At 61.5% G+C, this 14,901-nt stretch carries 17 protein-coding genes and 1 pseudogene; 12 read left to right on the forward strand and 6 right to left on the reverse strand.

The window, feature by feature from the left end; all coding sequences use genetic code 11:
* The 8 genes from K6N12_RS27135 to K6N12_RS27170 all read left to right on the forward strand — a co-directional run bounded on the left by K6N12_RS27135 (position 1) and on the right by K6N12_RS27170 (position 6,110).
* Positions 1 to 630, forward strand: coding sequence for a hypothetical protein (locus K6N12_RS27135; RefSeq protein WP_004672585.1), 630 nt, complete (start codon positions 1 to 3; stop codon positions 628 to 630).
* The gene (sctL, locus tag K6N12_RS27140; protein WP_004672586.1) at positions 627 to 1,190 is read left to right on the forward strand and encodes a type III secretion system stator protein SctL; all 564 of its coding nucleotides are present in this window, start codon (positions 627 to 629) and stop codon (positions 1,188 to 1,190) included. Before K6N12_RS27135 ends, sctL begins: the two co-directional genes overlap by 4 nt.
* Positions 1,183 to 2,502 (forward strand): FliI/YscN family ATPase, encoded by a 1,320-nt coding sequence (locus K6N12_RS27145; RefSeq protein ID WP_004672587.1) that lies wholly within the window; start codon positions 1,183 to 1,185, stop codon positions 2,500 to 2,502. The genes sctL and K6N12_RS27145 overlap by 8 nt, the downstream gene beginning before the upstream one ends.
* A complete protein-coding gene (locus K6N12_RS27150) occupies positions 2,499 to 3,518 on the forward strand; it encodes a FliM/FliN family flagellar motor switch protein (protein WP_004672588.1) in 1,020 nt (339 codons plus the stop codon). The genes K6N12_RS27145 and K6N12_RS27150 overlap by 4 nt, the downstream gene beginning before the upstream one ends.
* Positions 3,518 to 4,171: a type III secretion system export apparatus subunit SctR gene (sctR, locus tag K6N12_RS27155; RefSeq protein WP_008534263.1), complete on the forward strand. Its 654-nt coding sequence runs from the start codon at positions 3,518 to 3,520 to the stop codon at positions 4,169 to 4,171. Before K6N12_RS27150 ends, sctR begins: the two co-directional genes overlap by 1 nt.
* Before the next feature lie 107 nt (positions 4,172 to 4,278).
* On the forward strand, positions 4,279 to 4,506 hold the full coding sequence (locus tag K6N12_RS27160; protein ID WP_225881834.1) for a flagellar biosynthetic protein FliQ: 228 nt from the start codon (positions 4,279 to 4,281) through the stop codon (positions 4,504 to 4,506).
* A gap of 10 nt (positions 4,507 to 4,516) precedes the next feature.
* Entirely contained in the window at positions 4,517 to 5,326 is an 810-nt protein-coding gene (locus tag K6N12_RS27165; protein ID WP_004672591.1) for an EscT/YscT/HrcT family type III secretion system export apparatus protein, read from the forward strand.
* A complete protein-coding gene (locus K6N12_RS27170) occupies positions 5,313 to 6,110 on the forward strand; it encodes an EscU/YscU/HrcU family type III secretion system export apparatus switch protein (protein WP_011053325.1) in 798 nt (265 codons plus the stop codon). The genes K6N12_RS27165 and K6N12_RS27170 overlap by 14 nt, the downstream gene beginning before the upstream one ends.
* A 60-nt stretch (positions 6,111 to 6,170) precedes the next feature.
* On the opposite strand, the gene K6N12_RS27175 is transcribed toward K6N12_RS27170, so the two are convergent.
* From K6N12_RS27175 to K6N12_RS27190, 4 genes are all read right to left on the reverse strand, one after another.
* Complete coding sequence (locus K6N12_RS27175; protein ID WP_004672592.1) at positions 6,171 to 7,085, reverse strand: pectate lyase; 915 nt, start codon at positions 7,083 to 7,085, stop codon at positions 6,171 to 6,173.
* A 42-nt stretch (positions 7,086 to 7,127) separates the two neighbouring features.
* Positions 7,128 to 9,059, reverse strand: coding sequence for a flagellar biosynthesis protein FlhA (locus K6N12_RS27180; RefSeq protein WP_018247140.1), 1,932 nt, complete (start codon positions 9,057 to 9,059; stop codon positions 7,128 to 7,130).
* A gap of 23 nt (positions 9,060 to 9,082) precedes the next feature.
* Positions 9,083 to 10,045 carry a SctD/MshK family protein gene (locus K6N12_RS27185; protein ID WP_018247141.1) on the reverse strand — a complete coding sequence of 321 codons (963 nt, stop codon included), beginning with the start codon at positions 10,043 to 10,045 and terminating at the stop codon, positions 9,083 to 9,085.
* A gap of 94 nt (positions 10,046 to 10,139) precedes the next feature.
* On the reverse strand, positions 10,140 to 10,298 hold the full coding sequence (locus K6N12_RS27190; protein ID WP_004672595.1) for a hypothetical protein: 159 nt from the start codon (positions 10,296 to 10,298) through the stop codon (positions 10,140 to 10,142).
* Positions 10,299 to 10,552: 254 nt separating this feature from the next.
* Between K6N12_RS27190 and K6N12_RS27195 the strand changes: the two genes are divergently transcribed.
* Together K6N12_RS27195 and K6N12_RS27200 are read left to right on the forward strand one after the other, a co-directional pair.
* Positions 10,553 to 11,101 (forward strand): hypothetical protein, encoded by a 549-nt coding sequence (locus K6N12_RS27195; protein WP_004672596.1) that lies wholly within the window; start codon positions 10,553 to 10,555, stop codon positions 11,099 to 11,101.
* Between the two features lie 9 nt (positions 11,102 to 11,110).
* Positions 11,111 to 11,524, forward strand: a complete 414-nt coding sequence (locus K6N12_RS27200; protein WP_004672597.1) for a hypothetical protein — start codon at positions 11,111 to 11,113, stop codon at positions 11,522 to 11,524.
* A 4-nt stretch (positions 11,525 to 11,528) separates the two neighbouring features.
* Here K6N12_RS27200 and K6N12_RS27205 read toward each other — a convergent pair whose 3' ends face one another.
* Complete coding sequence (locus tag K6N12_RS27205) at positions 11,529 to 12,026, reverse strand: helix-turn-helix domain-containing protein (RefSeq protein WP_018247142.1); 498 nt, start codon at positions 12,024 to 12,026, stop codon at positions 11,529 to 11,531.
* 459 nt (positions 12,027 to 12,485) lie between these two features.
* On the opposite strand from K6N12_RS27205, the gene K6N12_RS27210 reads away from it, so the two are divergent.
* Both K6N12_RS27210 and K6N12_RS34845 read left to right on the forward strand, forming a co-directional pair.
* Complete coding sequence (locus K6N12_RS27210; RefSeq protein ID WP_026188834.1) at positions 12,486 to 12,869, forward strand: hypothetical protein; 384 nt, start codon at positions 12,486 to 12,488, stop codon at positions 12,867 to 12,869.
* Positions 12,870 to 13,450: 581 nt separating this feature from the next.
* Positions 13,451 to 13,798 (forward strand): annotated as a pseudogene (locus tag K6N12_RS34845) (DUF4334 domain-containing protein); the annotation flags it as partial.
* A 270-nt stretch (positions 13,799 to 14,068) separates the two neighbouring features.
* Here K6N12_RS34845 and K6N12_RS27220 read toward each other — a convergent pair.
* The gene (locus tag K6N12_RS27220) at positions 14,069 to 14,818 is read right to left on the reverse strand and encodes an HAD family hydrolase (protein WP_004675991.1); all 750 of its coding nucleotides are present in this window, start codon (positions 14,816 to 14,818) and stop codon (positions 14,069 to 14,071) included.
* Positions 14,819 to 14,901: the final 83 nt, after the last annotated feature.

Here is a 14,901-nt window from a genome sequence, read left to right on the forward strand (position 1 = left end):
ATGCGCACGCCGCGTTCGGACGGCGAGGCGATCTCGGATGCGGCGAGGATCCGCAGGGCAGCGCTGCTTTCCGCGGATATGCTGACGGCCGCCCGATGGGATGGGACCGCGCCGCTCCTTGCCGATGGGTCTACCCTGTCGCGGCGGCTGCACCGGCGGCTTTTCACGGAGATCGCAGAAGCCCATGGCGACCCCGCCACATTTGCCGACGGCGCCCGCCGCCTGATTTCCATGGACGCGGACGGACTCTCAAAGGCCGCGTTCCGGGCGGGCTTCGCCTATCATCTCGCAGCCTTCTGCCCCGCGGTCGATCGCCCGACCCTTGCGAGGCTCAGGGCCGCCTACGGCGAGGAAGCGGTCGCATTCGCCCTCGGCCACATCAATCTTTCCACGGCAACGCCGCCGCTTGATCTGTTGAGCGAGCAGGCAAGGCATGTCGTCGAGGCCGATGGCTGGTCGATGCTGACGCTTCTGGCAGACGAATATCGGATCTCTGCGGCATGGCGGTGGGCGGGCTGGCGCGACATGGCCGAAAACGGCTCGGCTTCCCTGTTGAAGAGCCCGGCGCTCGTTCTGGCGACGGCCGCCGTCGACGAGGTCGCCTCCACACAGGAAGGCGCCGGACGATGAGCTCGGGATTTGCACGCCACGACCGCATCATTCCGGCGGAAAACTTCGGCCAGATCAGGGAGGCGGCGCAAATTCTGGCGGCTGCCCGCCAGGACGCCGCCCAATCCCAGGCCACACTTGCAGCCGCCAGCGAGCAGGCCGCCCAAAACGGCTATCGCGACGGGTTCGAACAGGGCGTTCGTGATGCCGCCGCACGGCTTGCCGCCTCGCTCGGAAAAGCCGAACAGGAGATTGCCAATCTCGACAGCTGGGTCGAGGCGGTGGTTCTGAAATCGGTCGGATTGATCCTCGGATCGATGGAGGCCGACGAACGCACCAGGCGATTGGTCCGCCACGCCATATCCCAGACCGCAGAGGCCCAGGAGATCGCCCTCCATGTCGCCCCCGAGGATGCCGCCATGATCGCCCAGGCAATTGCGGATATCGATCATCGCATCACTATCGAAACGGATCCGCTGATGTCTGCCGGCGAGATCGTCCTGGAGACATCGGCGGGACGAAGCCAGATCGGCTTGAAAGACCAGCTCGCCACCGTGATCGAGGCCCTCGTCCATGGCTGACGCATTGCTTCGCATGGAGCGGACGCTCGAACAGACGGACGTGCGGCGGCAGAGCGGCCGCGTGACGAGTGTTTCGGGCCTGCTGGTGCGGGCGCTCATCCCCTCGGTTCGGATCGGCGAGCTCTGCGAACTGCATGAGCCGGGCAGGGGCCGCATCGGCCTCGCCGATGTCGTCGGTATCGACGGCGAGACGGCACTTCTCTCGCTTCACGGCGAAACCCGCGGCATCTCCCAGCGCACGGAAATCGTCCCGACCGGCCGGGAGCCGGCGATCTCTGTCGGCAACTTCCTGCTCGGCGCGGTCGTCGATGCGCACGGCAACGTCCTGCGTCCCTCCGCCAATCCGGCCGGCGATGACGCGCGTTTCCTGCAGCCGCTCTACGGCCAGCCGGTCAACCCCTTGTCGCGCCGTCCCATCCGCCAGCCGTTCACCTCGGGGATTGCCGCCCTGGACGGATTGCTGACCTGCGGGCAGGGCCAGCGCATCGGTATTTTCGGCGCGCCCGGCGCCGGCAAGTCGACGTTGGTGTCCCAGATCGTCGCCAACAACAAGGCCGATGTGATCGTCTGCGCGCTGGTGGGGGAACGCGGACGCGAGGTCGGCGAATTCGTTGCCGACAACATGCCGGAAGGCGTTGCCTCGAATGTGGCGCTGGTTCTGGCGACATCGGATCGCCCGGCGCTGGAGCGGTTCAAGGCGGTGATGACGGCAACGGCGATCGCCGAATATTTTCGCGAGCAGGGAAAACATGTGCTGCTCGTCATCGACAGCGTCACCCGCATGGCCCGCGCCTTGCGCGAAGTCGGGCTTGCTGCCGGCGAACCGCCGGTGCGGCGCGGCTTTCCGCCTTCCGTATTCGCCGTCTTGCCGCAGATCTTCGAGCGCGCCGGCAACAGCGCAAACGGCACGATGACGGCTTTCTATACGGTCCTCGTCGAAGGCGAAGAGCAGGACGATCCGATCGCCGAAGAAACCAGGTCGCTGCTGGACGGCCATATCGTGCTCTCTGACAAGATTGCCAGGGCGGGCAATTTTCCGGCGATCGATGTGCTGGCCAGCCGAAGCCGGACGATGAGCGCGGTGGTGAGCGAGAGCCATCGCCAGGCAGCCGACAGGCTGCGCGCCCTGCTGGCCCTCTATGACGAGGTGGAACTGCTGATCCGCGTCGGCGAATATCGCCAGGGGCGCGATGCCGCCGTCGACGAGGCCGTCGCCAAACACGGGCTCATCCAGCGCTTCCTGTTTGACGGCCAGGGCAAGCCGCAGCCGTTCGGCGCGATCGTCGAAGCGCTCGAGGAGCTTGTCCGATGAATATCGCCGCGCCCGCATGGCCCGACTCATCGATGGCCGGGAGCTTCTTTTCCCGTTCCGGCACGACGATGCGCGCCGCCTGGCAAATTCCGGTCCGGGAGCAGACGCTTTCCGTTCGCCCGCTGTCCCCCGATATCGCGGCCACGCGGATCGCCGATCCTGTCGGCATTCTCTGCCGCGTCGGCGAGCAGGATCAGATGCTGATTGCTTCGGCCGGAGCATTGCGGCTGCTGGCCGAAAGGCTGGAACCGCTGCTGCTCTGGGAAAAACTGTCACCGCATGAAAAGGCGGCGGTGGTGGAACATCAGTTCGCCGAGGCCTTCGAGGCAATCGAGAACAAGATCGGCATCGGCCTTTCGCTGCTGGAGATCGGCGCGCAGCCGGAGCCGGATTTTAGCGGCAATTTCGGCTTCGAAATCGGCTGGAGCGGCATGAGCCTGCCCTTGAGCGGCCGTTTCGATGAAACCTTCCTTGCCGGCCTCGTCGGCTGGGCAAGCCGCCTACCGCGCCGCACGCTCAATGCCCTGACGACGGCGGTCAACATCCGGCGCGGTTATGCCGTGCTGTCGGTCGGTCAGATCAAATCCCTGCGATTGGGGGACGGCATCGTCATCGATGGGGGGGCACCGGAGACCGTGGTCGCGATCACGGGTGAACGTTACCTTGCAACCTGCATGCGCTCGGACAAAGGCGCGGTCCTCACCGAGCCGCTCCTGTCGACGCCAACCGGACCAATGAGGCATTTCATGACGAATGACACCGTCGATCAGCAATTGCAGGGCGAGCCGCGTCCGTCGCCTGTCGACAGCATCCCGATCAAGCTGGTCTTCGATGCCGGACGGCTGGAGTTGCCGCTGCGCACACTCGAGACGATCGGCGAGGGCTATGTGTTCAACCTCGACAGGCCATTGTCGGACGCCGTCGATATCATCGCCCAGGGCCGCATTATCGGACGGGGCGAAATCATTTCCGTGGATGGGTTGAGCGCCGTTCGCGTCACGGCGCTGCACGACTGATGGAACAGAGCTTTCCTCTTGCCCAGAGCCTCGCGGCAATGGCGGCGATCTCGATGCTGCCGGTCATTGCCGTGATCGCAACCTCCTTCACCAAGATTTCAGTCGTCCTGCTGATCGTGCGCAATGCGATCGGCATCCAGCAGACGCCGCCGAATCTCCTGGTCTTTGCGATTGCCATCGTGCTCTCGGCCTTCGTGATGAACCCGGTGCTGCAAAACAGCTGGCAATTGCTGCTCGCCCATAGCGGCGATTTCGGCACGGTCAGTGGCATGGCGGACGGCATGATCAAAGTGGCAGCGCCGCTGAAGGATTTCATGCTGAAATTTTCCGACGCCGAGGTGCGCGACTTTTTCGTGCAGGCGTCGCAGAAGATCTGGGCAAACGCGCCGGCAACCCCCATTGCCTCCGACGATATCACCGTGCTGACGCCAAGCTTCCTCGTTTCGGAACTGACGCGGGCCTTTGAAATCGGATTTCTGATTTATCTGCCCTTCCTGATGATCGACTTCGCCGTCTCCGCCATTCTGGTGGCGCTCGGCATGCAGATGATGTCCCCGACCGTGGTGTCGACACCGCTGAAGCTGCTGCTGTTCGTCTCGATCGACGGCTGGCGGCGATTGCTGGAAGGTCTGGTGCTGTCCTATGCGCAGTGAGCATCGCGCCTTGACGAAAGCCCCGGTTCGAGCGCCTGCCGCGCCCACGCGAAAGGCCTGCCACCATGGGTGAAGACCAGGTCGCAGCTGAAATCGGCATGTCCGTCATGGCGACCTTCGCCTTGGCCGGCCCCATTCTGGGCCTGGCCGCGCTTCTCGGGCTGATCATCGCCATTTTCCAGGCTGCAACGCAAATCCAGGAACAGACCATCGCGCAGATCGTCAAGATTTTCGTGATCTCCATCACCCTGCTGCTGTTCGGCCGGGTGCTGGCAACGCCGCTGATCGAACATTCCGTTCATATCCTGAACGACTTCCCGACCATGGTTCAGTGAGGCGGGGCGGATGGGGCCGGATCATCTTCCGCTCGTCGGCATCGAGGTCGCGGCACCGGCCGCAGCCATGCTCGGCGCCGCCCGCGCGCTCGGGATCCTGCTGATCTTCCCGATCTTCTCGCTGTTCAGCATCGTCGGCATTCTGCGTTTCGGCCTGGCAATCGGCCTTTCGGCGCCCTCCGTCGCCTTCGCCTATTCGGTGCTGGCTATCGGAGATACGTCCTGGTTCGATCTGGCCGCCCTTTCGATGAAGGAACTTTGCTTCGGGGCGCTCATCGGCATGGGGCTCGGCATTCCCTTCTGGGCGGCCCAGGCGGCGGGTGATATGACCGATGTCTATCGCGGGGCCAATGCCGCCAATCTCTTCGACCAGATCAACGCGCTGGAAACCGCGCCGCTCGGCTCGCTGATGATGTCGATCGCCCTGGTGATTTTCGTCAGCGCCGGCGGCATCATCGATCTGGTCGCGATTTTCTACAAGTCGTTCGAGTTCTGGCCGCTCTTCAAGCTCATGCCCGCCATGCCCGACGATCCGCTCGACATGATCCTCGGTGTATTCGGCCGGCTGTTCAAAGCGGCCGGATTGCTTGCCGCCCCGTTCATGATCGTCACCTGCGCGCTCGAATTGTCGCTGGCCTTCGTTGGCCGCTCGTCGAAACAATTCCCGCTGAACGATAGCCTGCCGGCCATCAAGAACTTCGCGGTCGTGGTCATTCTCGTCATCTACACGGCCTTTATCTCCAGCTATTTCCACGATCTCTGGATCGACGGATTCAACGAGGTGAAAGCCATGCTGGAGGTGACCCATGGCCAAAAATGACGATACCGAGGAAAAAACCCTGCCGCCGAGCCGGGTGAAGCTCGATCGGCTCCGCCGCGAGGGCCAGGTTCCCCGCTCGAAGGAAATCCCGGTTGCGATCTCCGTCCTTGCCATCGCCGTCTACGTCACCTGGGGCTTGCCTGATATCCTCGAGGATTTCACCCGCAGTTTCGATGCCGGCCTTCAGTCCGCCGCGCGAGCCGACGTCTCCGACGCCGTCACTGTCGGCTTGAGCGAAACCGGCGTGGCGCTGCTCGATCTCATCTGGCTGCCGCTTGCCATGGGTCTTGCCGCGACCATCCTGGTGTCGATCCTCGACGGGCAGGGGTTTCCCGTATCGTTCAAACATATGAGCTTCGATTTCACCCGGCTCAATCCGTTCGAGGGCATCAAGAGGCTTTTTTCGCTCGCGAGCATCGCCGAGTTCGTCAAGGGGCTCGTCAAGTTTGTCCTGCTCGCAACCGCCGGCGGCGGTGCGATCCTCTATTTCCTCAACAGCATCTTCTGGTCGCCTCTTTGCGGAGAAGCATGCACGCTCTCCACGACAGCCCATCTCCTCGGCTCGATCCTCGTCATTGCCGCCGGCATCATGGTGGCGGCGGCGTTTTTCGATATCCGCATTTCGCGCGCGTTGTTCAGGCACGAACACCGCATGACCAAGACCGAGGCGCGGCGCGAATACAAGGATACCCAGGGCGACCCGAAGCTGAAATCGGCGCGCCGGCAAATCGGCGCGGAAATGCGCAGCAGCCCGCCGCGCAGGCAAGGATCAGGCCGGCAATGAAAAGCGGGAGCCTAAGCCGCCCGCTTGATCTTCGCTTTGCGGTTCCGGTGGTCGGGCGTCTCAGACGCCCGATTGGTTGTCACCTACACGCGTCCAGTTCTTCACATCGTCCAGCGTGATATCGGAGAGGAACGTCACGCTGGCAAGTGAGCTGTCGGTGCGGAAGACGTTGCTGCCGTGGGAGAACGCCCCGCCATCGATGGTGACGTCGGCGTCGATCTGCTTGCCGCCGTTGGTGCGCACGAGCGTGGTAAAGCCGTCAGCGACGAAATCCTTCAGATAGAACCTCGTGTCGGCATTGATCTGGAAGATCTTGTCGGTCGCGCCCTTGGCGGAGCCACCGATAATAGTGATGTCGCCGGCGCTTTTTACCGTCAGCGCATCCTCGCCGACATTCTGCCAATTGACGTTTTCGAGCGTCGCGCCGTCATAGACGTGGATTCCGTCGGCGCCATTCTCGCCGAGATCGACATTCTTGAGCGTCGCGCCGTTCTTGAGAATGAACAGCGGCGATTGGGTTTCGGACTGGCCGCCATCGCCGAGCTTGGACGAGGCCGTATAGGTCGCGCCCTTGCCGTCGAACACGCCGCCATCCACGACGATCGGCTCGTTGACGACGATGACGCTGCCCTCTTTCGAGAGGTCGGGTTTTTCCGTCGTGGTCTGCAAAGTCGTGGCCTGTTTCTCGTCGGATGGATCCACCTTCTTGGAGTCGGATTGCCAGTTGATGTGCTTGCGCAGCAGATCCTTGGGGTCGGAATCCATGCCGTTTTCCGACGTTTCCCGCGAATTCGGCACATAGGAGGTCAGTGTCGGCGGGTTGCCGGAGAAATCTTCGAAGGGCGAGACCTTGCGGGTTCGGATGGTGGTGAAATCCGTGTCGGCCCTATTGCTGCCGCCAAGGCAATCGGACTCAAGGTCGAAACGGGAGGTTCTGTCGAAGTCTATGGGCCTTTGTCCATCTACGCCACACATTGCATTCATCCCCAGTTGGTCTCGTCTACTTCACTTGCTCTATCAGCCCGGCCTTTGTTTGGAGCCGGCAGCGTTCCGGATTTGCCCGATCTCTCCGATGGTTTCGATCGTTATATCCCTGTCGATCTCCTCCGCCGCCAGCACCGGAATGCGGCAGTTGTGGTGGATCATCAGCGTCTGGGTGAGCAGGCGCCACTCGCCCGGCACGATGATGATGGGATCGTATCCCCGCTCGTTGGCGTCCTCGAGAGCCTGCCTGGCTTTCTCGGCCAGCAGGCGCAGCCTTTCGGCTATCTCGATCTTCTCGGTCGCTCCAGCGGCGTCATAGGAGCGGATGAAGTGGTCCCATTCGGCGGGAAGCACCAGCGCCGGCAGCAATCCGCGCCGGTCGAGAAGCCCGAAGGCGATCTGCTTGACCAGCGCGGCGCGCGCCATTTCGGCCAGGGCATCCGGCGCGTGATCGGTGCCGGCGTGCAGCATCACTTCCAGCAGTCCGCGCGGCTGGGAAAGCGTCACGCCGGAATCCAGCAGGCGTCTGACGACCGCGACCGTCAGCATCAGCGGCACCTGGGTGGCGACGTCGATCGCCAGTTTGCCGAGACGCGGTTCGAGGCTGCCCAGCCATTGTGCCGCGTCGTCGACGCTGAACAGGGCGCCGATATGGCGGCGGACGATGCGCACGATGCCGTCGGCAATCTGTTCGGCCGTCCGTTCGGGACCGCAGCTGACGAGACCGGCGGGCACGTTTTCGACCTGAAGGTGGATCAGATCCTCGGCCATGCGGGGATCGGCGTTGAACGTCGGCACCGTCACGGAGACGCCGACGGCGCGCGCCGCCATGCGGATCCGCCCGTCCAGCATTTCGCCGAGTCGCATCGCCTCAAGCCGCGCCAGCGTTTCCACCGCGACGGTGGCGATGACGGGATCGCCATATTTCGTCCTGTCGAGCGGATAGGAATTGGCGCTTTCCACGGCATTCGCCGATGCGGCCGCGGCTGGGCCGGCGCGCCGGCGATGCACCATGAAGGCAAGGCCCGCCAGACACAGGCCGATCGCGCCGAGCACGCCTGTGGGAAATCCCGGCACGAAGCCCGCGCAGATCGTCAGCGCCGCCGCAATCGCCAATGCACGGGGCTCCCGGAAGAGTTCGCGGCCGATATCGCTGCCGAGACTGCCGTTGCCGTCATCGGACACGCGGGTCACGACGATACCGGCCGAGACTGCCATCAGAATGGACGGAATCTGCGACACCAGACCGTCGCCGATCGACAGCAGCGTATAGAGATGGGCGGCCTCGGCGAAGCTCAGGCCCTTCTGGAAGATACCGATCGCCAGGCCGCCGATGAGATTGACGGCGACGATCACCAATCCTGCGACCGCATCGCCCTTGACGAAGCGCATGGCGCCGTCCATCGCGCCGAAGAACTGGCTCTCCTGTTCGAGACGCGACCGGCGCTTCTGCGCGGCTTCCGTGCTGATATGGCCGTTGCGCAGGTCGCTGTCGATGGCGAGCTGCTTGCCCGGCATGGCGTCGAGCGTGAAACGGGCGCCGACCTCGGCGATGCGCTCGGCGCCCTTCGTCACCACGATGAACTGCACCAGCGCCACGATCAGGAAAATGATCAGCCCGACGACGACATTTCCCGCAACGACGAAATCGCCGAAGGCCATGATGATCTCGCCGGCATCGGCGTCCGCCAGCACGAGCCGGGTCGAGGAAATCGTCAAGGCCAGGCGGAACAGCGTGCCGATCAGAATGACCGCGGGAAAGGTCGAGATTTCAAGCACGCTCTTCAGATAGGTCGTGGTGATCAGCACCACGAAAGCGAAGGAGAGATTGAAAGCGATCAGCACGTCCAGAACGATTGTCGGAAGCGGCAGCACCAGCATCGTCACGACGGAGGCGAAAAAAACCGCAAGCAGCATATCGGTGCGCTGCGCAAGCATGGCGAAGGCGGATGACCTTACCTTCATGATCCGGCTTCCGACGCCATCGCCTATTCTTGTTCGCTGCTGGAAATTTCGGCGAGCTTCGGCTCGGCATTGCCGGCAGAGGCGAAATTGACCGTATCGTCCTCACTGTCACGGGAAACGATCATCTGGTCTTTGCCGATCTCCTTGATGCGCCAGCCGCTCGAAACGACATCGCCTTCCTCGTAGCGGCGGCCGTCGGAGCCGATGATGAACCTGACGGGCGTATAGCCGGCGGCGGCAACGAAGCCGTCGAGACCGGAAGAGAGGGCGGTGAGATCGACGATGGAAACGGAACCGCGCCGGCTCATCGAGGCGATGATGCTGCGCAGCTTGGTCTTGTCGGGCAGGCCGAGAGGCCGCGATCCTTCGCCGATGCGAATTTCGTCGGCGGTGGCGACGATGCTCAGATCTTGGGGAAGCTGCGCCATACGAATGGCCTGGCGGATTTCGGCCGCGATCGCCGCCGCCGCCGGCGCCGGTTCGGGTGCGGCGGAAACCCTGACGAGCGGGGCTTCGTGAGCCGGCGCATCGCTGTTGTAAAGGCCGGCCAGCAAAAGCAACGCCGCCAGCCCGAGAAGGCCGGCAGCCGCAATCCGGCGCGGCGCGAACCGCACGCGCCCGGCGCCGAGACCTTCGAGCTCACAGATCGTGCCGTCGAAGGAGATGGTCTGTCTCTTCGTAAGGGTCATTGTCCGATCGCGCGGGATGGAACGACCGTCGATCACGACGTCATCCCGCAACGCGGTCAACGACACCGTGTCGGAGCCGCGGGAGCGCTGCAGACTGATGGCAAAGGCGGGTTCCGGTTTGGCGCCTAGGACGATCAGGTCACAATCGGCGCTGCCGCCGACCACCTGCCGCTCTGTCGTCAGCGGCAGATTGGAGCTGCGCCCGGCGCGCGTGATGCGCAAGACCGGTCCGCCGCTGCCTGACGCAGCGTTGCCGGCGTTACCTCTGAATGTCGGCGAAGAGGAATCTAGATCCATAACCATCTTGTTCCCGAACCGTCCGTCGAGCGGCTTTTATTGTCTTCGAAAGCGGGGAAGCGAGACGGGCGAACCCGTCTCGCCATTGTTTCAATCAGCCTGGGCCGATCTTCTTGATGGCGTTTGCGACGCCGTTGATCTTGGTGATTTCGGTTGCAACCTTCAGGCTCTGCTCGGTCGCTTCGTTCTGGGCCGACTTGAAGGCGGAAATCGCCGAGCCGATGCCCGCATCAAGTGTCGAAGTACTAGCCATGTCTTGAACTCCTTGCATGGTTTTGGCGGCCAGAGCCTTGCAGAATTCAAGATCGAATTCAATAGCTTATGTTAAAAAGTTATTAATTCGCGATATGTACAACAAATGCGCGAAATGGATATCCGTCCTGTTCCCAGAGGACCGATGATCTGCAACAGTAGATCGGATAATTATTAATAGACTGGATTCCGTACTCACTGCCTGCCTTCGTTCATTAGTTGTCGGGCGATATCCGGATCGTGAGGTAAACTCAGATGTTTGCGCGTTTTGTTTACATGGCCGCTATCGGACTGCTGGCCTCCTTTCCTCCATCGGCCGGCGCCAGCGAGCGGGAGGTGCGCCTGGATGTCGTCTCCCTGCCGCTTGGCGAAGTTGTCCAGACGCTGTCCTTCATGTCCGGCATCCCGGTCACGACAGTCGGGACGCTGAGCGGCAAGGTCGAGCACTGGTCCGTCCGGGAAAGCGGAGCCAAGGCCTTCGTCAAGCTTGGCGATGCCAGCAATCTCTTCGTCGCCTATGACGGCAGCCGCATCATCATCGCGCCGAAGCAGGAGGTCTCCACCGTCGTCCTCGATCGCGGCGGCCGCAGCTGGAAGACCGAGCAAAACGCCATTCGCGCGCTGTTCCCGCTGCTGCCGGACGATGCGCTGCGTGAAGATCCCGCCAGCGGATTGGTGCTGGTGCGCGGGCCCGCGGTCTTCACCAAGGCCGTCGAAGACGTGCTGAGCCGGCCGCAAGCCGACAGCATCAAGGTCATCAAGGGCGGCCAGTTGGAAGTCCTGACGACGAACAACGGTGCCTGAGCGGCTGATATGAAGGCGCTGAAGTCTCTCAGGCAGTTGCTGGAGATCCGCAGCCTGCGGGCGGATAATCTTTCCCGCAGCCTCTCTGAGGCGCGGGCGGACGCCGAAAACGCGCGGGAGCGGGAAACGGAAGCCTCCGAAGCGCTCGACATCGCGGCAAGCCTGGCCGCCGGCAATCCTGTCGTCGACGCATTGCGCAAGAGCGGCGCTATCTCCGCCGCCGAGCTTCAGGACGCGCTGATGCGACAATCCGTATTGCGCAGCCATGAAGCCGTTGCCGGCCTATCGCTTGCGCAGCGCAAAGCCGACCGGCTGGCTGCGCAAGAGCGGGCAGAACACGTCGCCGCCGATTTTTCGCGGGCACAGAAGGCGGTATTGCGCACCGAATTTTCGCTTGAAGCAGCGGAGAAAATCGACCGGTAGGGAGCTAAGAACCAGCAGATGAACCAACCGGCTTCTGTTCTTCCATCTCTTCCTCGACAATCGAGCTGACGAGGGCAACGACCCGGCTGCGCACACGCGGAGAAAGGAGCAAAACGTCGTCTATCAGACGCCGTCCCTCCGCCGTGGAAATGTAGGCAATCTTCTCATCGATCTCTGTTATGATTTGCTGGCCCTGAGTGGTTTCGGGATCTGGAAGACCTTCGAAAAACCTCGAAACAGGGATCTTGAGGCAATTGGCAAGCTCGTAGAGCATCGAAGCGCTGACGCGGTTCTTACCGCTTTCATATTTTTGTACCTGCTGCAAACTGACCCCGATGCCGGCGCCGAGATCCCCTAGGGATACATTCGACTGCATTCGGCGGATACGGATTTGCTGTCCGACATGCCGATCAACTGGATGCACCAACTCGCGCGCTACATTCGACTGTTCGGCTTGCGCAGGCCTCGAAGTCCGGACCTGTGCTGCTGCATAGCGCTTCATGGTGGACACCCCGATGGAGAGTTTCACGCGGTGCGCCCCCGCTGAAAACTCGCTAAACCCACTGATCGGGGAGTTGGAAACCGTACACGACGGTCCTGTGGCCTTTAGTTCCGAGGAACCTGGACATACGCCACAGGCTCCTCGACCGAAGGTCAAGGAGTGTGATGCCGTTACGGCCGGCATCAACCACGTGTAGGGGTTTCCACACCCCAGGGCAGCGCGTACTGCCCTATCGAAAAAGATAGCGGGAATCCGCCCGCTGCGCAACCGAATTCTTTACAAGATTCAATGGCTTCCCTTTACGCTCGGACACTTGCCTCAAAAGCGAGAGGTCACGCTTCGGGCGGTAAAGTGGTCAGAAAACCAAAGGAGGTGCGATCAGCGGAACGCCCATTGCGAGGATTGTCTGCCCACTCTCCCGGAAGAGATGACGATGACACCTGGGAGAGCGCGGACGTCGTGGCGATCGAGGAGACGGACGATACCGTCACCGTACTTCTCTGGCATCTGAAATACTCGCAGGCAGTAATGGGGCGCCGGGCGGACGATCTTTACCTCGTTTGCGGTCAAGCACAGAAGGGGGTGAAGGGGACATGGAGCTTGAAGAACCTCATCAACCACCTGACCGTGAGAGAAACATCACATCTTAAGGGCCGGGCCCGTTTCATTCGAGGCAGCCTGAATGACTTGGCCACGCTTCGAAAGGCTGCCCAACGCAAGTTCATCGAGTACCGGATCGGGATTGTACAGCCGGGTCTTAACGGTGAAAACATACCCGCAGAACATCTTGCGCTTCTGGGAGCGACTGCCACTTCATACTGTCTGTCACCGGGTGTCCCCTAATGACTGTCGCGAACCGCACCGATCCAGCTTAGCTGCCGGCCACCGTCTCCAGCGGCGCTACTTTCCATGACGGCAGGGCCGCCGCGAACTGTCACGGCCTTCTTGGGGCTTTCGATATCGAAATTGACGTTGTAGCGGTTCCACTCTGTAACAGCGGCAGAGCCGCCGACAAAATCAGGGGTAGGAATGCTCGATGTCCTGCCGATTGTTGCGGCGGGTGCATAGCTGCAGTGCAACATAGACGCTGGCTTCATGGCGCTGGCCCGAGTATTGCTATTTTCATCGAAGCGATGCTTCCTCCCGCAACGCTTCGAAGTTTAGACGGCCCACTCCTCCTCCCAAAGGGACGTCTGTGGGAACAGCGGCACTCCTCCTCCCAGGTCGCCGTTCGGTTCTTTTAGGAAAGCCTGCCGCACCTCCTCCCGCGGCAGGCTTTTCTATTTCGGGGCGATGGGCCGTCAGAGCCCGAGATCAAGTTGGGACTGGGGTCGTGCATTGCCGATCGGAGGTCGTCAGCGTTGAAAGCGTGACGCCGAGCAGCCGCACTGGCCGCTTGAATGGATAGACAGTCGCCAATCGACGGGGCATCGTTCGATGGTGTGCTCGAAGATCTTGGCTGGTTCGGCAAACGGTTCACGCCGGACATGCGCGCCGATGTGCTGCTGTTTCGAGCGGGAGACCGGCGGCTGGTTGCCGTGGATCCCAAATGGATCCCGCTTCGGCTAACGTTGCGTTTTTATAAGATCGACAGGACGCGTTTGGCAAGCAACCAAGTTTTCCTATCTCCAGCGCCGGCTGCGGGCGAGGGCCCGGTCGCGTCTTTGAAGGCCATGATGTTCGGCTGCGTCAAGAGCGCGGCCATGGTCTATGACGATCAACCCATCGTCGACCATTTCCGGCGGATCGACGCCGAGAGGATCATGGGCGCGAAATTTCGCTCTGCGCAAGTAAGGCACGAACCGTCGAGACGGCAGTTCCTAATGAGCTCATCGAAAGGTCATATCATGCTGAAATACAAGCTCTACGTACTCGTGGTAAAAGCCGACGGGAATCTCGCGATCCTCGCCGCGCTTGCCATGGTTCTTACCGCGATATGGCGCGGCGTTTTACCTATAGGAAGTTTCTACTAAAAGACTGGAGGTGCAGGATCATTCCTGCACCCTCCTCACATATCACCACGTTCGCAGTACGCGTGTCACCTATCTCTCACGCGCAACAGCGGAAACGACAAGGTCTGTCATTTGAGAGTTACCCGGAGCGCCCCACCAGTCGCAGAGGGACAGGTAGGAGAAGTCGCTCACACTGTCACCGTAGCCGATCACTGGGCGACCTGGATGCTCCGTCCGAAGCTTTTTGAGCAGAAATTGTGAGGCCACCCGTTTTGAGATCGCAGGCGGAACTAGCGCAAGGTTATTGCCGTTGTGGTGTCGAACCCAACCCCGTTTTTCTCGAATGATCGGCACAATCTCTTCAAGGCGTGAGCCGTCTCCGTCAATCTCTTTGAAGACAACATATGTCGCGAGATCAGCTTCCATCACCGACCAGCACCGGATGTGGACGCCAAGTTCCCTCGCCTTGGTCCTGCCCTCATCGAGGAGCTTATCGAAAAAGCCGGCAAGCGGCCGGAGCTCCCTTGCGACGACCTCATGCCATTCGGCGTCAGGCTTGCCGTCCTTTTTGAGGATGACGGCACCGTTCGATACGATTGAGTAGCTTTCAAACGCGATCGTAACGCGCGAAAGAGCCTCAGAGCCGCGCGCCGTAACCGGGATGGCCTCCGTGGAGACGAGCAGCCACTCGACAAAGGCAGCTTGAATCTTCGTCATATAGGAGTTGCTTCCATTAATGGATTTGGACGCCAATACCAGATCGGCTTCCGCAATCTCCGGTATCTTTTTCTTGGTTTGAAACAAGGTGTCGTCGAGGTCCACCAGAGCAATGGGCTTCATATGCGTACTCCAAAATGCGACTGGTTAAATATTTGATCGATTGCCAGATGTGAGCTTTCGCGGATTCTCCATTGGCAATGAAT

Origin of the sequence: Rhizobium redzepovicii, assembly GCF_019793435.1 — a bacterium.
GTDB classification, from domain to species: domain Bacteria; phylum Pseudomonadota; class Alphaproteobacteria; order Rhizobiales; family Rhizobiaceae; genus Rhizobium; species Rhizobium redzepovicii.